The organism is Sphaerotilus microaerophilus (assembly GCF_023734135.1).
GTDB classification, from domain to species: domain Bacteria; phylum Pseudomonadota; class Gammaproteobacteria; order Burkholderiales; family Burkholderiaceae_C; genus Sphaerotilus; species Sphaerotilus microaerophilus.
This window is the reverse complement of record NZ_AP025730.1, coordinates 4,486,621-4,507,239: the sequence shown is the minus strand read 5'-3', so window position 1 is coordinate 4,507,239 and position 20,619 is coordinate 4,486,621. Positions and strand designations below refer to the sequence as shown.

General features: G+C 70.2%; 14 protein-coding genes and 1 pseudogene. 11 read left to right on the top strand and 4 right to left on the bottom strand.

Features of this window, described 5'->3' with window-relative positions; translation table 11 throughout:
• Positions 1-9: 9 nt before the first annotated feature.
• Positions 10-594 (bottom strand): annotated as a pseudogene (locus NGK70_RS19230) (sugar transferase); the annotation flags it as partial.
• A 549-nt stretch (positions 595-1,143) separates the two neighbouring features.
• Here NGK70_RS19230 and NGK70_RS19225 point away from each other — a divergent pair.
• From NGK70_RS19225 to NGK70_RS19180, 10 genes are all read left to right on the top strand, one after another.
• On the top strand, positions 1,144-2,673 hold the full coding sequence (locus NGK70_RS19225; protein ID WP_251970093.1) for a GNVR domain-containing protein: 1,530 nt from the start codon (positions 1,144-1,146) through the stop codon (positions 2,671-2,673).
• On the top strand, positions 2,670-4,019 hold the full coding sequence (locus tag NGK70_RS19220) for an oligosaccharide flippase family protein (protein WP_251970092.1): 1,350 nt from the start codon (positions 2,670-2,672) through the stop codon (positions 4,017-4,019). The genes NGK70_RS19225 and NGK70_RS19220 overlap by 4 nt, the downstream gene beginning before the upstream one ends.
• A 17-nt stretch (positions 4,020-4,036) precedes the next feature.
• Positions 4,037-5,407, top strand: a complete 1,371-nt coding sequence (locus NGK70_RS19215) for a hypothetical protein (RefSeq protein ID WP_251970091.1) — start codon at positions 4,037-4,039, stop codon at positions 5,405-5,407.
• Between the two features lie 3 nt (positions 5,408-5,410).
• Positions 5,411-6,424, top strand: a complete 1,014-nt coding sequence (locus NGK70_RS19210) for a glycosyltransferase family 2 protein (protein WP_251970090.1) — start codon at positions 5,411-5,413, stop codon at positions 6,422-6,424.
• Positions 6,425-6,439: 15 nt separating this feature from the next.
• Positions 6,440-7,501 (top strand): glycosyltransferase family 4 protein, encoded by a 1,062-nt coding sequence (locus tag NGK70_RS19205; RefSeq protein ID WP_251970089.1) that lies wholly within the window; start codon positions 6,440-6,442, stop codon positions 7,499-7,501.
• A gap of 33 nt (positions 7,502-7,534) precedes the next feature.
• Positions 7,535-8,467 (top strand): polysaccharide biosynthesis tyrosine autokinase, encoded by a 933-nt coding sequence (locus NGK70_RS19200; RefSeq protein ID WP_251970088.1) that lies wholly within the window; start codon positions 7,535-7,537, stop codon positions 8,465-8,467.
• 16 nt (positions 8,468-8,483) lie between these two features.
• Positions 8,484-9,635 carry a glycosyltransferase family 4 protein gene (locus NGK70_RS19195; protein ID WP_251970087.1) on the top strand — a complete coding sequence of 384 codons (1,152 nt, stop codon included), beginning with the start codon at positions 8,484-8,486 and terminating at the stop codon, positions 9,633-9,635.
• A gap of 71 nt (positions 9,636-9,706) precedes the next feature.
• The gene (locus NGK70_RS19190; protein ID WP_251970086.1) at positions 9,707-10,639 is read left to right on the top strand and encodes an NAD-dependent epimerase/dehydratase family protein; all 933 of its coding nucleotides are present in this window, start codon (positions 9,707-9,709) and stop codon (positions 10,637-10,639) included.
• Positions 10,640-10,650: 11 nt separating this feature from the next.
• Entirely contained in the window at positions 10,651-11,697 is a 1,047-nt protein-coding gene (locus NGK70_RS19185; protein WP_251970085.1) for a glycosyltransferase family 4 protein, read from the top strand.
• Between the two features lie 94 nt (positions 11,698-11,791).
• Entirely contained in the window at positions 11,792-12,871 is a 1,080-nt protein-coding gene (locus tag NGK70_RS19180; RefSeq protein ID WP_251970084.1) for an acyltransferase family protein, read from the top strand.
• A 48-nt stretch (positions 12,872-12,919) separates the two neighbouring features.
• Here NGK70_RS19180 and NGK70_RS19175 read toward each other — a convergent pair whose 3' ends face one another.
• Positions 12,920-14,236, bottom strand: coding sequence for a right-handed parallel beta-helix repeat-containing protein (locus NGK70_RS19175; RefSeq protein WP_251970083.1), 1,317 nt, complete (start codon positions 14,234-14,236; stop codon positions 12,920-12,922).
• A gap of 300 nt (positions 14,237-14,536) precedes the next feature.
• Between NGK70_RS19175 and NGK70_RS19170 the strand changes: the two genes are divergently transcribed.
• Positions 14,537-15,514 (top strand): GMP reductase, encoded by a 978-nt coding sequence (locus tag NGK70_RS19170; protein WP_251970082.1) that lies wholly within the window; start codon positions 14,537-14,539, stop codon positions 15,512-15,514.
• 86 nt (positions 15,515-15,600) lie between these two features.
• Here NGK70_RS19170 and NGK70_RS19165 read toward each other — a convergent pair whose 3' ends face one another.
• Entirely contained in the window at positions 15,601-18,612 is a 3,012-nt protein-coding gene (locus NGK70_RS19165; RefSeq protein ID WP_251970081.1) for an EAL domain-containing protein, read from the bottom strand.
• The gene (locus NGK70_RS19160; protein ID WP_251970080.1) at positions 18,609-20,393 is read right to left on the bottom strand and encodes a FecR domain-containing protein; all 1,785 of its coding nucleotides are present in this window, start codon (positions 20,391-20,393) and stop codon (positions 18,609-18,611) included. The genes NGK70_RS19165 and NGK70_RS19160 overlap by 4 nt, the downstream gene beginning before the upstream one ends.
• Between the last annotated feature and the right edge of the window lie 226 nt (positions 20,394-20,619).

Genomic DNA, 20,619 nt, shown 5'->3' with positions numbered 1-20,619 from the left:
TCGGCTCCCTCAGCGTGCGCCGCTGCCGTGCAGCACCACGTCGACCGTGCGCCAGAGGATCGACAGGCGCATGCGCAGGCTGTCGCTCTCGACGTAGCGGCGGTCCAGCTCGACGCGCTCGTCGTAGCTCACGTCGTTGCGCCCGCTGACCTGCCACAGGCCGGTCATGCCGGGGCGCACGCTCAGGTAGTGCCAGCGCACCCGGCCGTAGCGCGGCAGCTCGGCCACGGTGATCGGTCGCGGGCCGACCAGGCTCATCTCGCCGCGCAGCACGTTGAACAGCTGCGGCAGCTCGTCCAGGCTGGTGCGGCGCAGGAAGTTGCCGATCGGCGTCACGCGCGGGTCGTTCAGCAGCTTGTGGTCGCGTTCCCATTCGGCGCGCGCGGCCTCGTCGCGCTCCAGAAGGTCCTTCAGCATCTGCTCGCTGTTCCGATACATGGAGCGGAACTTCAGGCAGCGGAACAGCCGGCCGTGCTGGCCGACCCGGTAGTGGCCGAACAGGATCGGCGCGCCGTCGCTGCGCCAGATCAGCGCTGTCACCACCAGCATCACCGGGCTGAGCAAGGTCAACAGCACCAGGGCGGCGAGCTGGTCCATCCACAGGCCCAGCCTGTCTGACCACGCCGGGCGGCTCGCCGCCACGTGGCGGCGGAAGTGCCGCGCATCGGCAACGAAGGACTGGACGGGCATCGGGGCAGCGGCGGCGTCAGGTAACGCGTTCATACACTTTCTCTCTGCTTGTTACATTCGATTGCTGATCGGGCGACGCGTGAAGTATTGCCTAACCTGGGAGGATTTCCCTTCGTTTCGGGTGGTTCCTCGGGAAGGCGCTCTTGACGGTCATGCTTATCAGTGGTTGTCAAACCACAGATGCCGCTCATCAGCTCGACGGAACGGATCATGAAGCGGAAATCGACCCGCGTACACAGCCATGCCCCCGTCCCAGGGGGCCACGGGGTGGGCAGGGGGGTGGGGTCCCCAGGCCGCAGGATGGCGCAGATGGGTCGTTCCGAGACCTAATGGCGGCTCTGGCGTCAAGCCTGAGTGCTACAAATGTATCTGGTGGTAACCTGAGATGTGAAAATCGATGGGGCTGCCGATATCCCGTGTGGCTCTGCTGCACCCTCGTCGTCAACCGCCTCCATGACCCCTGCCCGCCTGCTCCTCGTCCTGAAATCCCGCTGGGTGCTCGTGCTGCTCGTGTGGCTGGCCGTGATCGCGCTCGTGGGCCTCGTTACGGCGCTGCAACCCCGGGCCTACACCGCCACGTCGGTGCTGCTGGTGGATGTGAAGGCGGCCGACCCGCTGGGCACCTCGCCCACGCAGCCGGGGCAGGCCGATGCCTACATGGCCGCGCAGATGGACATCATCCTCAGCGAGCGCGTCGCGCGGCAGGTGATCGCCGCGCAGAACCTGGCGGACGGTCCGGCCGGGAACGTCTCTGCGAATGCGGCTGCCAGTGCGGCCGAGAAGCCGTCCGTGCCCGCGCGTGCCACCGACGTGTACCGCCAGCGCTGGCAGTCCGACACGGGCGGGCAGGGCGACTACATCGCCTGGCTGTCCGACGAGCTGCGCAAGAACCTGGAGGTGCGTCCGGCCAAGGAATCCGGCGTGATCCGGATTTTCTACACCGCGCCGGATCGCGAAGAAGCCGCACGCATGGCCAATGCCTATGTGAAGGCCTACAGCGACACCGCGCTGCAGTTGCGCGTCGAGCCCGCGCGCCAGCACAGCAGCTTCTTCGACGAGCGCTCGCGCCAGCTGCGTGAGCGCCTGGAGGCCGCGCAGGCCCGCCTGTCCGACTACCAGCGCAGCAACGGCCTGATCGCGGTGGGCTCCGAGGACCGCCTGGACATCGAGACCACCCGGCTGAACGAGCTTTCCACCCAGCTGACCCAGCTGCAGGGGCTGGCCGGCGAATCCAACAGCCGCCAGGTGCAGGCCCGCTCGGCCGGCGACCGCACGCCCGAGGTGATCGCCAACCCGACCATCGCCGGCCTGAACGCCGAGCTGTCGCGCCAGCAGGCCCGCCTCAGCGAGATGGCCACGCGCCTGGGTGACCAGCACCCCAGCATCGTCGAGCTGCGTGCCAACGTGGCCCAGCTGCGCAACCAGGTCGCGGCCGAGACCCGCCGCGTCACCGCCAGCCTGGGCGTGAACGACGCCGTCAACCAGTCGCGCATCGCACAGGTGCGCACCGCCCTGGACGCGCAGCGTGCCAAGGTGCTGCAGCTCAAGACCATGCGCGACGAAGCCGCCGTGCTGCAGCGCGAAGTGCAGCAGGCCCAGGCCGCCTTCGACTCGCTGGGCGCGCGTGCCACGCAGGCCCTGCTGGAGAGCCAGAGCAACCTGTCGAACGTCTCCGTGCTCAAGACGGCCACGCCGCCGCCCAAGTCCTCGTCGCGTCAGTTCGCCGTCAACCTGCCCGTGGCCGCGCTGCTCGGCCTGGTGCTGGCGGTGGCGGTGGCGATCTGGCGCGAGCTGCATGACCGCCGCCTGCGCACCGCGCGGGACGTGCAGGAGGTGCTGGACCTGCCGCTGCTGGTGGAAATTCCCCGCGCGCGCGGCCCGCGTCCGGCCGGCCAGGTGGGTGCGGCGCCCTGGCTGCAGCGCCTGGGCTACTCCGGCAGCTCTGCTTCCGAAGCGGCCCCGGTGGCGGAGCGGCGCGGATGACCCGGTCCCCCGGCCCTCCCGCCGCAGTGGTCCCGGTGGGCCCCGTGGAACCGGCGGACCCGCTGGATGGGGCACCCCCTCGCCGCTGGCCGGCCCTGCGCTGGTCGCCCACGCTGGGCAAACTGGTCGAGCTGGCCTTCACCCACACCGCGACCTTCGCCTTTCCGCTGGTCTTTGCGGTGGTGTGCGGCCGCACGCTGGGCCTGCACGACTACGGCGTGGTGGCGTTCTACACCGCGCTGGCGGCCTTCCTGGGCATGCTCGTTGAATTCGGCTTCAACTGGTACGGCGTGCGCGAGGTGGCGCCGCACCTGGCGCAGCCGCAGCGCTGCCATCGTGTGCTGGTCAACATCACGGCGGCCAAGCTGACGATCTGGGCGGGGGTCGTCGTGGTCACCAGCGGCGCTTTGCTGGTGCTGCGCGGCGCCCATGAGTGGCCGCTGATGTTGGCCTGGTCCACCTACATGCTGGGCTTTGCCGCTGATCCAGCCTGGTTCCTGCAGGCCCACGAGCGTACCCGTGTGCTGTTGATGGTGGCTACCGTGGTGCGCCTGAGCGGCATGCTCGTGCTGATTGCAGCGGTGACCACCTTTGCCTCCACGGCCAGTGCGCTGTGGTCGTATGCGCTCGTCTCGGTGTCGGCCAGCATCTTGCTGTGGGCCAAGCTGTTTCAGCTGAACCTGGTCCACCGCGCTCGCGTTGAACCACGCTACGTCGCCGAGTTGTTCAGGGGTGCCTGGGCCATCGTCGTCGGCAACCTGAACTCGTCCTTCCTGACCAACGGCGGCGTGGCCCTGCTGGGCTTGCTGGCCGATCCCGCCACGGTGGCCTCTGCCAACCTGGCGCTGCGCGTGCGCATGGCCGCCGAGGGCGCGCTGCTGCCGCTCAACCAGTTGGGCTACGTGCGCCTGTCGGCGCGGGCCCAGGAATCGGTGGCCGCCACCTTCCGCCTGGGCCGCAAGGTGCTGGTGGCGAACCTGGCGTTGGCGGTGCTGTTGTCGATCATCTGCATGCTCGCAGCGCCGATGGTGTCGCAGGTCGTCTTCAAGGAAGAGGTGCCGCTGGCGGTCAGCCTGATCCTGCTGCTGGCGCTGAGCTTGCCCTTGCATTCGGTCGGCGTGCTGTTTGGCGTCCAGAGCCTGGTCGCGCTGGGCCGCGAGGGGCGCTATGCACTGATCCAGATCGGCGCCTCGCTGGTGTTCTGCGTGGTGCTGTTGCTCAACGCGACCCCACAGACCTATGGGTGGGCGGTGCTGGCCGCCGAAGCGACCGCGCTGCTGGCTTCGGCGCTGGCGCTGATGCGCATCGGCGCTAGCGCACCATCAAGAAAGACAGGGCCCGTATGAGCCGGGAAGGTTGTCGCGTGACTCACCAGGCCGTTGAGCTGACGGCGATGCCTTGGTGGTGCTCGCCAAGCGGTGTGACCGTGGGCTTCCTGATGCCGGCCATCTGCTTGATCGCTGCGTCCGCAAACCTCCCTTCTACGGCCCTGTCGATCCGCGGCGTTCGCTTCCTGGACACGAGCTTCATCTTGCTGGGGCTGTTGATGCTGACGCCCATCGCCCTGGGCGGATGGGTGGGCAGCGCCGTGCAACTGGCCCGCCCGAGATCACCCGACGAAGTGAATGTGTCGTCCTGGGACTTTGCCGCCACCTGCCTGGCGCTGGTGGCGCTATTTGGCTATGTGATCTGGTTCCAGAGTTTCCTGCTCAACCCGCTGCTGCTCTGGCAAACGTTGACGGGCGCATGGAAACCATCTCGTGATGAAATTGGCCTGACCGTGGGCCTGAGTTCGCTGGCCAACATGGCCTGCGTGTTCTACGGCATTTACGCCTATCGCCTGGCCGATGGCAACGCCCGCCGAATGCCGCGCCGCATGCACGTGCTGATGGGCATCCTGGTGCCGCTGACGGTGTTTCGCGTGTATGTCTGGTCTGAGCGTCTGTCGTTGATTGAAACCATTGTGCCGTTTGCATTGACGGCCGGGCGGGTGCTCTATACACGGCGCGAAACGGTATGGCGATGGGCGAGGTACCTGGGACCTTATGCCGCTCTGCCGGTGGTGCTGCTGTATTTCGGTGTGTCGGAGTATGCGCGCGCCTGGAGTTCTCCAATCTATCAGGGTAAAACCTCCTTCTGGGAATTCGTGATCGGCCGGTTCGTCAGCTACTACTACACCGCGCTCAACAACGGCGCTGGTGTGGTGGCGACCACGCCGGAAGCGACCTGGCATGCGGAGCACATCCTGGAGTGGGCACATCGTGCCCCCTTCGGACTGGGGGCCGCCTTTTCCGAGTATGTCAGTTTCAGTACCCAAGCGAAGGGTAGTTTCAACTGGTTCCTGCGCATCTACGAGGACGTGGAGTTCAACAGCAACTCCGGGATATACACACCGATTGCCGACCTCGGGCTGCACGGGGCACTGGTTTACATGCTGCTGATCGGGATCATCAGCGGGGTGTGTTTCCGTGCCTACCGGTCCGGGCAGCTGTTCGGGGTGCTGCTGTTTCCGATGTTCTTCATCACGTTTCTGGAGATTTTCCGATATCCCTATCTCGGTGCGCCGCGGGCATTTACTTGGGCCCTGGGAATTGCGTTGGCGTTGGGCATCGTGGCGTTTTGCCCTGTGCACCTTCGACAGGGAAAGGCGGTCCGCGTTGTACCAGGGATCGGGCGTTTGTCTCGAAGGTCTGCTGCTGAATTTTCGGCTGCTTCGGTCAGTGAGGAGGTCTGAGCCATGCTCGTCAGCATCGTCATCAACAACTACAACTACGGCAATTTTGTGGCTCAGGCCATCGAGTCCGCGTTGGCGCAGACGTACCCAGCGGTGGAGGTGGTGGTCGTGGACGACGGTTCGCGCGACGACTCGCTGGCCGTCATCTCCCGCTATGGCGACCGGGTGCTCGTCATCGCCAAGGCCAACGGCGGACAGGGCTCGGCCTACAACATCGGCTTCTTGCGCAGCCACGGCGAATTGGTGATCTTCCTGGACGCCGATGACTGGCTCTACCCGCAGGCGGTGCAGCAGATCGTGGTGGCCTGGCGACCGGGCATGAGCAAGCTGCAGTTCCGGCTCGACATGGTGGGCCGGCAGGGGCAGCCCTTCGGCCGTTGGCTGCCGCGGGACCTGCACGACAGTGAACAGGCGCAGCGGCTGGTGTGCGAATTCGGCACCTATGGCACGCCTCCCGGCTCGGGCAATGCCTTCAGCGCGGCCTACCTGCGCCAGGTCATGCCGATGGATGAGGGCGCCTGGCGCATCGGCGCTGATTCGGTGACGGTGCTGCTTGCCCCTGCTCACGGGCGTGTCGAGTCGATCCAGACGGCGCTGGGGGCGTACCGCATCCACCGAGATCCGAACGATGGTGCGCTGCTCTACAACAACTCGATCAGTGGCCTGGGCGCCGAATATGAGCGCCTGCTGGCGGCCAAGCACATGGTGGTCGAGGGGCTGGAACGTGCCCACCTGGAGCCGCGCCTCCCGCTGCTGTACCTGGCGCCGTGGGAGGCACGCATCCTGGTGATGGGGCGGCGCTTTGGCGATGCAGCCCTGCGGCAGCGCCTGGCGGCGGAGCCGCAAGCCAGGTTGCCCTTCATCCTGCGGTCAATCTGGGCCTGGCCGGTGTCGTCCGTGTGGCGCAAGCTGCTGCTGACCGGCTGGGTATTGGCCGTGTGCGGCTTGCCTGCGCCCATGGCATTGCGGCTGGCGCGCCTGCATCGGCGGGCCTCGGGCCAACCCGTACCGGCCTGAGGCAGGGGCAACGCCATGCTGATCAACGGCAGTTTCCTCACCCACGCCACCACCGAGGCCGACCGCTTTGCGCTGGAGCTGCTGGCCGCGCTGGGCCGGCGCGGCGAGCTGGCGGGTGCGCGCGTGGTGGTGCCTCGCCGTGCCGAGCTGCATGCCGCGGTGCCCCCGGGCCTGCCGGTGGATGAAGCCGGTGCGCGCCTGGGCGTGCTCTGGGAGCAGCTCGACCTGCCCCGGCTGGCCGGCGCTGGCTGGCTGATCAACCTGGGTGGCACCGCGCCGATGGTGCGGCACCGCCAGCTGGTGCTGCTGCCCGACGCCGCGGCAGTGGTCACCTGCCCCGAGGAGTACGGCACCGCGGCCCGCCTGGGCCGGCGCATGATGACCGCCGCGGTGATGCAGCGCTCCGCCTGCGTGGCCACGCTCTCGCGCTTTGGCGCCGATGAAGTGACGCGCCATTTTGGCCAGCGGCCCCGGGGCATCGAGGTGCTGCCGCCCGCGGGCGACCACATCCTGCGCGAGCGGGCCGACCGCTCGGTGTTCGACCGCCTGGACCTGCGCGGTCGGCGCTACTGGCTGGTGGCTGACAGCGCCCGTCCGAGCCGCCACCTGGCGAGCGCGCTGCAGGCGCTGGAGCGCCTGGCCGACCCGCACGTGCTGCTGGTGGCCGCCGTGCGCGAGGGCGAGGCGCCCGCCGCGAAGGGTGTCGATGTGCATGCGCGCCTGCGTCGCACCGGGGCGGTGAGCCCGGCGCAGTGGCGCGCGCTCTTTGAAGGGGCCGCCTGTTTCGTCGATCCGTCCACCTGTGCCGCCAGCGGCATCGCGGTGCTGGAGGCGATGAACTGCGGCTGCCCCACCCTGGCTGCCCAGCAGGGCGCCCTGCCGGAGGTCTGCGCGGACGCCTCGCTCTATTTCGACCCGGCCGATCCGGCCACGCTGGCGGCGCAGTTGCAGCGCCTGCTCGGCTCCAGCCACCTGGCCCACGAGCTGCGTGCCGCTGGGCACGAGCGCGCCCGCCTCCTCAGCTGGGACGCCACCGCCCAGGCCTTTTCCGCGCTGGGACAGCGCCTCGCCGTCTGAACTGCGCGAGGCCGCCCCATGAAGGACCAACCGATGAAACGTGACCTCCCCCTGAGCAGCCTGGAGCCGCCCGAGCCCGCCGATCTGCGCGCGCCCACCGGGATCCCCGCGCCGGCCGAACTGGCCGAACCGACCGACGTGGCCCGCCCGATCGGCGAGATCATCCGCAGCGTGCGGCCGCTGAGCGAGTCCGACGTGGAGCACATCCTGGTGGTGCAAAAGCGCATGGGTCTGCGCTTTGGCGAGGCCGCGGTGGCGCTGGCGCTGGTGTCGCGCAAGGACGTGCTCTGGGCGCTGTCGCAGCAGTTCAGCTACCCCTACCCGCGCGAGCCCGGCATCCTGCAGGCCAGCGAGCTGGTGGTGGCCAGCGACCCCTACGGCGCGCAGGCCGAGGCCTTCCGCGACCTGCGCTCGCAGATCGTTGCGGCGCAGGACGTCACCGAGCGTCGCCCGCTGGCGGTGCTCAGCGCCGAGGGCGGCGATGGCCGCAGCTTCGTGGCCGCCAACCTGGCGATGGCCTTCTGCCAGCTGGGCGAGCGCACCGTGCTGGTGGATGCCAACCTGCGCGAGCCCGGCCTCCACAAGCTGCTGGGCGTGCCCGAGCGGCCCAGCCTGAGCACGCTGCTCTGCGGCGTGCCGATCGCGCGGCCCTTTGACCGCTCGGCGCAGATGCCCAAGCTCTACGTGCTGCAGGCCGGCACGCCGCCGCCCAACCCCCTGGAGCTGCTGGAGCGCCCGCTGTTTGCCCGCCTGCTGGAGAACCTGCAGCGCAACTTCGACCGCGTGATCGTCGACACCCCCGCCGCAGCGGGTGGTGCCGATGCCCGCGTGATTGCCGCCGCCTGCGGCCAGGCCGTGCTGGTGGGCCGCAAGAACCGCAGCGCGGTGCAGCCGCTGCAGCAGCTCAACGCCTGGCTGAACAAGGTGCGGGTCGACGTCGTCGGCGTCATCTTGAACGACCATTGACCACGGGCTACAGACCATGAAGATCGCGTTTGTCACCGAGCTGTTCGCCCCCAGCGTGGGCGGGCAGGAAGTCCGTTTCGAGGAGCTGGGCGCCGAGCTGGTCAAGCGTGGCGTGGAGGTGGACCTCTACACCATCCGCCACGACCTGGACAGCCCGAAGAGCGAAGTGCGCGGCGGCATGCGGGTGCACCGCATCGCCGACTGCGCGGGCTACAAGCACCCGACGCTGCGCCGCCACCCGCAGGGCATCCTTGCCTTCACCTGGGCGCTGTGGCAGCGCCGCGCCGAGCTGGACGCCTGCGACGCGGTGGTGTTCAACATCTGGCCGATCCTGCCGCCGCTGGTGTTGGGCCGCCGCCTGCGCGGCCGTGCGGTGGTGGATGTGTGCGAGACCCGCTCGGGTCGCTTCTGGCACTGGATCTACCAGCGCCTGGCGGGGCTGCCGAACGTGCGGCTGCTGGGCGTGAGCCCCGAGATCGTGCGCCACATGCAGCGGGTGCACGGAACGCGCCCGGAGCGCGCCCACGTGGCCGTGAGCGGCGTGGACCTGGCGGCCGCACCCCAGCCGCCCTTCGGGACGGACGTGAAGGACGCCAAGCAGCTGATGTTCTTCGGCCGGCTGACCGAGCACAAGAACCCGCGCCTGCTGGCCGAGGCCTTCCAGCGCTCGACGCTGCCCTCGCGCGGCTACCGCCTGGTGATCGCCGGCGGCGGGCCGGAGCTGGACGGGCTCAAGCGCGACTTCACCGACCCGTCGATCCGGCTCACCGGCCGCGTCTCCGACGAGGAGAAGTGGCAGCTGCTGCAGCGCTCGGCCCTGCTGGTGCTGCCCTCGCGGCGCGAGGGCTTCCCGCGCGTGGTGGCCGAGGCCGCCTGCGTGGGCACGCCCACGCTGACGCTGGACTACCCCGACAACGGCACCCGCTTCGTGGTGCAGGACTACCAGGTCGGCCGCTCCGTGCCCGCCACCCGCGAGGCGCTGGTCGAGGCGCTGGAGCAGTTTGCCAACGAGCCGCAGGCCTGGGCCGAGCTGGGCGAGGGCGCGCTGCAGCGCGCCCGCGACGAGTTTGGCTGGGAGCCGGTGACCACCCGGCTGCTGGCCTTCCTGCGCCCCGGGCGCACGCCCCCGGCCCAGGCCGCGGGCAGCGTGCAACCGCAGCAGGCCTGACCCGGCTCCCTTGCCGGCGCCGGACCTGGCGCCTTCCAGATTTCATCCAACTCATCAGAGGAAACGAAGAGATGACGACGACCATGAAGAAAGTCCTGCTCACCGGCGGCGCCGGTTTCATCGGCAGCCACGTCGCCGACCTGCTCCTGGCGCGCGGCTGCGAGCTGACCGTGCTGGACAACCTCTCCTTCGGCCGGCGCGAGCATGTGCCCGCCGCGGCGCGCTTCCTGCAGATGGACCTGGCCGACCGCCCGGGCGTGTTCGAGGCCTTCCAGGTGGGCGGCTTCGACACCGTGGTGCACCTGGCGGCGATCCACTTCATTCCCTACTGCAACCAGCACCCGGACCTGGCCTGCCGCACCAACGTGGAAGGCACGCAGAACATCTTTGACGCCGCGCAGGCCAGCGCCACCGTGCAGCGCCTGTTCACCGCCTCCACCGCCGCCGTCTACCCGGACTGCGCCGGCGCGATCGACGAGACCGTGGGCCGCGCGCCGATGGACGTGTACGGCATGACCAAGTCGGCCAACGAGGAGCAGGCCGCCATCCTGGCGCGGCGCAGCGACATCAAGGTGTCGGTGGGCCGCTTCTTCAACGCCGTGGGCGGGCGCGAGACCAACCCGCACCTGGTGCCCGACATCCTGCAGCGCATCCGCCACTCGAACACCATCGAGATCGGCAACACCAGCCCGAAGCGCGACTACATCGACGTGCGCGACATGGCCACCGGCGTGCTGGCCATGCTCGACGGCAATGCCGGCCCGATCGACACCTGCAACATCGGCACCGGCGAGGCCTACGACGTGGTGGAGATCGCCGCCTTCCTGAGCGAGATCCACGGCTCGCCGATCCAGCTGCAGCCCGCCGAGCGGCTGATCCGCAAGGTCGAGCGCCAGAACCTGCAGGCCGACAGCCACCGCCTGCAAAGCCGCTACGGCTGGAAGCCGCAGCACAGCATCCGCGACTCGCTGGGCTACGCCCACAGCTGGTACGTCAACACCTGAGCGAGAGCGCGATGACCGCTGCCCCTGTCTCGATCAACGCGCGCTACCTGCTGCACCCGGTCACGGGCATCCAGCGCTATGCGCGCGAGATCGTCGCCCGCCTGCCCGCGGCCAGCCACCGCCTCGTCGAAGCGCCGCCCTGGGCCAAGGGCGCCAAGGGCCACCTCTGGGAGCAGCTGCCGCTGCGCAGCCAGGCCCGCGGCAGCCTGCTGTGGAACCCCTGCCAGACCGGCCCCGTGGGGCTGGGCCGGCAGGTGGTGACCATCCACGACATGGGCACCTTCGACCACCCCGGCTCGTACTCCGGCGCCTTCGCGGCCTGGTACCGGCACTGCATCGCCTCGGTGGCGGCGGCGGCCGAGCAGGTCATCGCGGTCTCGGAGTTCACGAAGCAGCGCCTGCTGCAGCACGTGAAGATGGACCCGGCGCGCGTCAGCGTCATCCTCGAAGGCGCGGATGCGCGCTTCCGCCGCGCCGATGCCGGCACCGTGACGCAGTTGCGCCGCCGCCTGGGCATCGCCGACGGCCAGCGCATCGTCCTCAGCCTCGGCTCGCTGGAGCCGCGCAAGAACCTGGCGGCGCTGCTGGCGGCCTGGCAGGCCATCGGCAGCGGGCGCCGGCAGGACGCGCTGCTCGTGCTGGTGGGCAAGCAGGGCGACCCGGCGGTGTTCCGCAACCTGGGGGTGGAGGCCGTCCCCGAGCGCGTGCTCTTCACCGGCTACCTGAAGGACGAGGACCTGCCGGCGATGTACTCGGCCGCGCAGGCCTTCGTCTACCCGTCGCTCTACGAGGGCTTCGGCCTGCCGGTGCTGGAGGCCATGTCCTGCGCCACCCCGGTGGTGACCTCCAACGTCTCCTCGCTGCCCGAGGTGATCGGCGACGCCGGCCACCTGGTCGACCCGCACTCGCGCGACGAGCTGGCCGCCGCGCTGCTGCGCTGCCTGGACGACGAGGCCTGGCTGGCCCAGGCCGCGCAGGCCGGCCTGGCGCGCTCGCGCCGCTTCTCCTGGGACGAGGCCGCGCGCCAGACCTGGCAGCTGCTGGCCGCGCACGCCTGATGGCCGAAAGACCCCCGGCTGGAGAAATCTGGCCGGGGGGATCGGCGCGGCGAATTGGCACAGCAAATCAGCACGAAAACAAGGGTGAAGGACGATGTTCCAGACGATCCAGGCCAGCCGGGGGATTGCGGCGCTGCTCGTGGTGCTGTTCCACGTCGGCATCACGCTGTCCAAGGACAAGTACTTTGGTGAGGTTGCCGAAACGATTGATCGCATCTTCTCGTTCGGAGGGCGGGCCGGCGTGGCTTTCTTCTTCGTGCTGAGCGGGTTCATCATCAGCCATGTCCACCATGCCGATCTGGGCCGTCCCGACCGCTTCATGCCCTATTTGCGCAAGCGGATCAAGCGGATCTATCCCATCTATCTCTTCGTGTTCCTGGCCGTGTTCGGTTCCGCGCTGGCGATACCTTCGCTGCGAGATACCGTGCCGCATGATCCGCTGGTCATCCTGAAATCCATCCTGCTGCTGCCGCAGGACAAACTGGTGGTCGGTCGCACCGGTGCGCCGGTGCTGGATGTGGCCTGGACCCTGCAGTACGAAATGGTGTTCTACCTCGCCTTCGGGGCCGCCATCCTGTACCGGCGCCTGTTCTGGCTGGTCGCGGCGCTGTTTGCGGCCAATTACTTCCTGCAGTTCTTTGCCGATCCCTACGAGTTTCCGCGCCGCTTCTTCACCCATCACCTGATCTTTCTCTTCCTGTTCGGTGTGGCGGCGGCGGCGTTGGTGCGCAGCAAATGGGTGGTTCCCCAGCCGGGCGCCGTGGTGCTGGCCGGCACCCTGGCCTTTTGCGGCGTGGCAGCCTGGGCCGTGGTGGTGGTGCCAGGTGAGGGGCAACCGCTGTTTGACATTGGTTATGGCGCGGCGAGTTTCCTGCTCATCGTCGGGCTCACCGCCTGGGAGCGGGCACACCCGCGCGAATTGCCGCAGTGGCGATATGGCGGCCTGGGCGATGCCTCCTACGCGCTGTACCTGATCCACTATCCGCTGGTTTCCGCCCTGTGCAAGATCGCGGTGCGCCTGTTGCCGAAAACGGAGGCCAGCGCCTGGGTCGCCTTTGTGCTGATCGTGGAAATCTGCGTGCTGGCCGGTTTGCTGCTGCACCGCTTTGTAGAAAAGCCGTTGGTCCAGGGGGTCTTCGCTCGCCGCCCTGTCCTGCAAAAACAGGCTGCGTGACACGAAGGGTCCTCAAACTCGGTGGTTGAGGACGGGCTCCCGGCGAGATCAGGGCAAGGTCGTGCAGTCCACACGAGCGCCCGCGGGCACTTCGTCAACCTCGGCGGGCGGACAGCCGGTGCTGGCGCTGGCGCCATTTGCCCCGGCCGTCCCGTTCATCCCGTTTGCGCAGGAGCGCGTGACGCTGTCGGGCGCGTGCAGTTGGACGGGGTCGCCGCTCGTGCGGCGCAGGGTGTTGTTTTCCAGGCGGATGCGTTCGATCAGGCCAGGGGCGCTCTGGGCGCCCACGCGGATGCCACCGGCACCGGTGTTGTCGATCTGGTTGTTGCGCACCAGGACATTGCGCACCCTGAGTCGTTCCGCGACGAAGGGGTCGGCGGCGTCCCCCGGCGGGTTGGCGTAGGCGTGGATCTCGATGCCGGCATGCCCGGTTCGGGCCCGGCGCCTGGCTGGGTCGGCCGCTTGCCCGGCCACCTGGATGTCCCGGATCTGGTTGCCTTCGATCAGCACGTCCCGGGCGCCGGGCGTCTTGTACACGCCCTCCTGCGCGACGATGATGCCGGCCGCCAGTTCGACGCCACGGATCAGGTTGCCCCGCACGGTGATTCGCTCACTGCCGATCACGCCGATGCCGCGGCCCCAGGCGTTGCCGCCCACGGTGTTGGCCTCGATCAGGATGTCCCGGACCTGTCGTTCCGGGTCGGCTTCGAGCCCCTTGCGCAGCCGCGCGAGGCCCTCGTCGCCCAGGTAGGTCACGGTGGCAATCGCATCGTCGCCGGTTTGCGACACCTGGTTGCCGATCACGCGGCCCACGCGTGAGCCGTCGGTGATGTGGATGCCGTCTGCCAGTGTCGCGCGGATGTGGTTCTCAGCGATCGTGAAGTGGCTGGCGTGGTAGACGAAGATGCCCGCCGCCGAAGCGGCGAAGGGGGCACCCGCCTCGGGCTCGATCGTGATGCCCCGCACCAGCACATGGCGCACGGGGGGCGATGCCCGCGTCGGGGCCCGGCCCGGCGCAATCGTGACACGCTCATTGTTCAGCTGGGTGCGGCGATGGTCCGTGGCCGCCGTCAGCGTGAAGCCGAACATGCGCAGGCCGTCGGCTCGCAGGCCAAAGGTCTGGTCAGCAGGGTCGAGTGCATGCACCCGCGCGCCGGGGCCCCATAGCGTGACGCCGGGCACGGTGAACAACCAACTGCGCTTCTGGAGATAGCGCCCGGGTGGGAAAACGATCCAGTCGCCCGGCTGGGCGGCCTGCAGCGCGCGCTCCACGCCGGCGTCGTCCGGCTGGTCGTCGTCCGGTCGCGCACCATACCGCGTCACGTCGATGACCGGGTGGCGCCCCGTGGCCGTGGCGGCCGGCAAGGTGGGCCAGGGGGAGAGGGCGCGGCAATCAACAGCGGGCGGGGCAGGGGCGAGCGGCCAGGCCGTGCCGCTCCAGACTGCGAGGGCGCAGGCCAGCCCGGCAACGCGCCCGGCTCTGCCGGACAGAACCGAATGGCGTCCCGTGCCGGTGGGTCCGGTGCGGGTTGTTTCGGGAAGGGGAAGCTTCATGGCGTTCAGTATCGGCGCGCCGGTCCGGGGATGAACGGCGGCGTAGACTGCGCCGACGCCATGGGGGCGTCCGCCTTGAAACGGTGTTGAGACACACCTGGAGCCTGCCCGATGGACATCTTTGATTACGACAACGTGCTGCTGCTGCCGCGGCGCTGCCGCGTGGACAGCCGCGCCGAGTGCGACCCTTCGGTGGAGTTCGGCGGGCGGTGCTTCCAGCTGCCGGTGGTGCCGGCGAACATGCGCACGGTGGTCGATGAGCCGGTGGCGGCCTGGCTGGCGGCGAACGGTTACTTCTACGTGATGCACCGCTTCGACCTGGACAGCGTGGTCTTCGCCCGCTCGATGCGCGAGCAGGGGCTGTATGTGTCGATCAGCTCGGGGGTGAAGGCGCAGGACCTGGCGGTGATCGACCGGCTGGCGGCCGAGGGCGTGGGGGCGGACTACATCACGATCGACATCGCGCACGGCCACGCCGACAGCGTGCGGCGCACGATCGAGCACATCAAGGCGAAGCTGCCGCAGGCCTTCGTGATCGCCGGCAACGTGGGCACACCCGAGGCGGTGATCGACCTGGAGAACTGGGGCGCGGATGCGACCAAGGTGGGCATCGGGCCGGGCAAGGTCTGCATCACGCGGCTGAAGACGGGCTTTGGCACGGGGGGCTGGCAGCTCTCGGCGCTGAAGTGGTGCGCGCGGGTGGCGACCAAGCCGATCATTGCGGACGGTGGCATCCGCCACCATGGCGACATCGCCAAGAGCGTGCGCTTCGGCGCGGCGATGGTGATGATCGGCTCGCTGTTCGCGGGGCACGAGGAGTCGCCCGGGCGTACGGTGGAGGTCGACGGCCAGCTCTTCAAGGAGTACTACGGCTCGGCCAGCGACTTCAACAAGGGCGAGTACAAGCACGTGGAGGGCAAGCGCATCCTGGAGCCGATCAAGGGGACGCTGGCCGAGACGCTGCGCGAGATGCGCGAGGACCTGCAGAGTTCGATCAGCTACGCGGGCGGGCGGTTGCTGAGCGACCTGCGGCGGGTGAACTACGTGATCCTCGGCGGCGAGAACGCGGGCGAGCATCTGCTGATGTAGTTCCCCAACCCCTCTCTCCCCTCTCCCCCTCTCCCCTCGTGGGAGAGGCCCGGGGTGCGGGCGAATGTGGCCCCGCGACCTTGCTGCTACAGCGTGGTCAGCGGCATGGTGTGCGCAAAGGCGTCGTGCCCGTGGGGGTTCGGGCGGTTGCCATGCAGGTAGCGGGCCACGTCGTCGCAGGCCAGCGGGTAGGCATAGAGATAGCCCTGGGCGATGTCGCAGTGGTGCTCGGTGAGGAAGCGCATCTGCTCGGCGTTCTCCACGCCCTCGGCCACCACGGGCACGCCCAGGCCGTGGGCCAGGGCGATGGTGGCGCGCACGATGGCCGCGCCGTTGGCGTCGGTGGTGATGTCGTGGATGAAGCTGGGGTCGATCTTGATCTGGTCGACCGGGAAGCGCTTGAGGTGCGCCAGCGAGGAGTAGCCGGTGCCGAAGTCGTCCATCGCCACGGCGACGCCGAGCTGGCGCAGCTCGGTGAGCAGGGCCTTGAGCTGGCCGAGGTCGGCCATCGCGGTGCTCTCGGTGACCTCGATCTTGAGCAGGTGCGCCGGGATGTCGGCGTCGGCCAGGGCGTCAGCCACCACTTTCACGAGGTGGCGGTCCAGGCATTGGCGGGCCGAGACGTTCACCGACACGGGCACGAGCGGCACGCCGGCGTCGCGCCAGGCGGCCATCTGGCGGGTGGCCTCGCGGATCACCCAGGCGCCGATGCTCAGGATCAGCCCGGTTTCCTCCGTGACGTTGATGAAGCGCCCGGGCGACCAGAGTTCGCCGTCGGGCTGGCGCCAGCGCAGCAGGGCTTCGAGGCCCACCGGGCTGCCGTCGATCAGGTTGACCTGGGGCTGGTAGTGCAGCACGAAGTCGCCGCCCTCCAGCCCGTGGCGCAGGCGGGTCTCGATCGCCAGCCACTCGCGTGTCCAGGCGGGCATCTCGCTGGCGTAGAACTCGAAGCGCTTGCCGCCGTGCGCCTTGCCGCGGTACATGGCGGTGTCGGCCAGGGCGAGCAGGGTGTCGGCGTCCTTGCCGTCCTGCGGCGCCAGCGCGATGCCGACGCAGCAGCCGCATTCGACCTCGATGCCGTCGAGCTGGAATTCGGCCGCCACGGCGTCGATCAGCTGGCCGGCCAGGGCGGCGGCCACCTCGCGTGAGGGCACGTCCTCCAGCAGCACGACGAATTCGTCGCCACCCCAGCGCGCCACGGTGTCGTGCGCCCGGCTGCAGGCGACCAGGCGGCGCGCCACCTCCTGCAGCACGGCATCGCCCTGGCGGTGGCCGAGGCTGTCGTTGATGCGCTTGAAGCGGTCGAGGTCGACGAAGAGCACGGCCAGCGTGCGCTGGCTGCGTGCCACGCCGGTGAGTGCATGCTGCAGGCGGTCGGTCAGCAGGGTGCGGTTGGGCAGGCCGGTGAGCTTGTCGTGCGTGGCCTCGTGGCGCAGCTGTTCGCCGGCCTGGACCTCGACGGTGACGTCGCTGAGCGCCAGCACCACCTCGGGCTGGGCGCTGACGCGGCGGTGCGGGGCCCCGCCCTTGGCGCTGCGCGCGGGATCGCGGCCGCGTTCCTTGCCACGCTCGCGGCCGCGGCTGCCGAGGTGGGCCGGGCGCACCGGGCTGGCAATCAGGCGCACGAGGCGGGGCTGCGGCGGGGTGTCCAGGCGCAGCGGCTGCTGCAGCTGCACGACCTCGCGGTCCTCCAGGCAGGCGCCCAGCGCGGCTTCGAGCACCTGTGCGTCGCGCGGGGTCAGGTGCAGCAGGGTGCTGACGTGCAGTCCCTGCACCCTCGCCAGGGTGTCGCCCACCAGCCGTTCCGCGCTGGGGTTGAGGTAGCGCACGCGCAGCTGGGCGTCGATCGACAGCACGCTGTCGGTGATGGCGCGCAGCGTTGCGTCGGCCTGGCCCTGGGCGTGGGCGAGGTCGTCGCGCGCGCCCTGCAGCTCGGCGGCCCGCGTGAGCGTGAAGGCGATCACCAGCCCGGCCGTCAGCGCCATGGCGGGCAGCCACACCTGGGTGCCCACCAGCAGCGCGGCGCTGCCCAGCCAGGGCAGGGGCAGGGCCAGCAGCAGGCGCCGCCCGCGCAGGTGGCTGCGGCGCCACTGCAGCAGCAGGGCCAGCAGCAGCATCGGCAGCAGGTTGGCCGCTGCCACGACGGACTCGTCCGCCGGCACGATCAGCTGGCGGTGCTGCAGCGCGTGCAGCAGCTGGGCCTGCCACTGCACGCCGCTCCAGGCGGTGCCGGGGGCCGCGGCGGGGCTGGTCACCGGCTGGTCCAGCCCGTGTGCGGTGACGCCCACCCAGATGATGCGGCCGGACACCGCCGTGGCGGCCAGGGGGTCGCGCAGCAGCTGCAGCGCCGACAGCCGCGGCACCTCGACCTGGTGCAGCGGCTGCAGGCGTTCCTGGTGCCGGCTCCAGGCGGTGGGGTTGCCGCCGGACCGGGTGCAGGGGCTGGTGAGGGTGTTCGGGCGGGTCAGCGGATCCGGGCCGTGGACCTGGCCGGCCGCGCCGGGGTCGGCGACGCGCCACACGGCCAGGGCGAAGGTTTCCCAGCAGCGCTCGCCCAGGCCGGCCTGCAGGTGCAGGCGGCGCACCAGGCCGTCGCCATCGATCTCCGTGTCGACGTGGCCGAGCCCGCCGGCACCGGCCTGCAGCTCGGGCAGGGGCAACCCGGCACGCAGGCCGCGGCCGGCCAGCGGCTCGAAGGGAGCCACCGGCAGCACGACCCGGCCGCTGTGGCGGATCGCCTCGGCCAGGCGCCGGTCATCGGCGAGCGCACCGGCATCGCTGAACAGGATGTCATAGCCGATCGCCCGCGCGCCGCTGGCGGCGAGGCGGTCGATCAGCTCGGCATGCAGTGCGCGGGGCCAGGGCCAGCGGCCGAGGGCCTGCAGGCTGGCTTCGTCGATGGTGACGATGAGCTGTTCGTCGGCCACCACGCTGCGGTCGCGCACGCCCTGGGTGGCACGTGCCGTCAGGTCCCAGGCGAGGCGGTCCAGCCGCTCGAGCAGCGGGCTTGCCGGGCCCAGCAGCAGGGCGATCGAGGCGACGGCCACCCACCAGGGGTGGCGCACGCTCCACAGGCCCAGGCGCTGAATCCACTTCATCGCGGCGGCGCGAAGCGGGCGCAGGCCGGCGCCGGGCCGGCCCCGGTGGGCGGCAGGCTGTTCAGGTCGGTGCGGACGGTCAGGTCCTCGATGCGGTCGCCCAGGCGCCAGCGGCCCACCTCGACGTGGTGGGCCGGGCCCCAGGCCACTGGTCGGCCCGCCACTGGCCAGGAGCCCACGCGCAGGTGGTAGGTGCCGGCGGCGGGGAGCGGGAGGGCGGCCGTCTGGCCATGCCGGGGCTCGTCCAGCAGCAGCTGGGTGAAGGCGGCGTCGCGCGCCACCTGCAGGCGCACCGGGGCGCGCTCCTCGCTGCGCCAGTGCAGCCGGAGCTGGCGGTCGATGTCGATGCCCACCAGGTCGGGCGCGCCCGCGGCCAGTTCCAGCGGCTGCACGGCGCTCCAGGGGCCTTGGTCGTCACCGGCGAGGCTGGCGATGCGCCACTGGTAGCGCCCGGGCATCAGGTCGGGCAGGGCGCAGGCCAGGCCGGCGGCCGTCAGGTCGGCCAGCGGAGCGGCAAAGCCCGCCGGACCGGCGATCTGCACGCGGTACTGCATCGGAGCAGGCGCGGCGCCGGCCTCGACGGCCCCTGCGGCCGGGCGCCAGCGCAGCGTGCCGGACTGGCGCGTGACCGGCGCCAGGCTGCGCGGTGCCTGGGGCTCGGGGGGGGCGGGCTGGGTGTCGAGCAGCAGGGTGGTGTCGGCCTGCAGGCCTTCCAGGCCCTGGGCGTCGATGGCGCGCACGCGCAGCCGGTAGCGCCCGTCACGCAGGGGCGGCAGTGCCTGGCTGGGCGTGGTGCTGACGCGGTCGGCCAGCGTGGTGCCGTCCTCGCGGCCCTCGCCATCCAGTGTCGCGAGTTGTACGCGGTAGGCCTGCGCTCCGGGCAGTGCGGGCCAGTTGAGCGTTGCCGCGGCCTGTTCCCAGCGCGTGGGGATCCCGCCAAGGCGGGGGGCACCCAGCAGGGGGCGGGGCCGCAGCGGGGGCGCCTGGACCGTGGCCATCGACCCGGTGGCGCGCTCCAGCCGGACCTTGCCGCGCGGGTTGCCCAGCTCGACGGCGCCATCGAGCACCTCGCTGCGGGTGCTGTGGGCGTCGGCGGAGATGCGGAAGTCGGTGCCGCGCACGGCCGTGATGGCCGATGGGGTCTGGATCTCGAAGCGCCCGCCTTTGGCGCGCAGGGGATGCACGGCGTTCTCCAGCCGGCCGCGTTGCAGTTCGATGCGCAGCATCAGCGCGCCGTTGCCCACCGTGCCGGCCTGGGCCAGGCGCAACTCGGTGTCACTGCGCACCAGCACCTGCGAGCCGTCGGACAGCTGCAGTGCCGCGCTGGCCTGGGCCTCTGTTTTCAGCCGGGCCCCGGCGCTCAGCCGGGTACCGGCGGTGGCCGCCTGCCAGCCCAGGCCCTGGCCCAGGTCCACCTGCACCTCGCCGGTCAGCGCGCTGATCTGCACCGTGCTGCTGCTCAGCCGCAGCCAGGGGCGCGGGATGCGCAGCGTGCTGCCCGGCGGCAGGCGCCGGTCGTCGGCGATGTGGTTGTGCGCCACCAGGCGCGGCCAGTAGCTCATGTCCAGCAGGAAGCGCTCGGACAGGTTCCAGGGGTTGTCGCCCGTCTGGACGGTGTACAGGTAGTCGTCGGCCGCCTGGGCCGTCGCGCCCGCGGTGAGGTGCATCACCATCAGGAGCAACCAGGCCGGCAACGGCCGGCCACCCAGGCCAGGCACCGCCATCGGTCGGCCGGCACCGGTGGACCGGCAGGAAGCGCCGAGTCGAGTCACAACGGTCATGTTTGTCTTCTCTGCCAGTAGCAGGTGATGGCGATCGCCGGACGTGCCCGCACACGCCCGTGCCCCCGTGGGGCTCTTTGACTTCACGCCGCATCGCAGGCCCCATTCAGGACCGCGCGCCATCCGTTGGCAGCAGGGGCAGCGGGGTGGGTCAGCGGCAAACCGAGCGAGGATAGCCGCGCGGCCCCCTGCCCACCGTGCATGGAGGCATGTCCTGAAACGATAA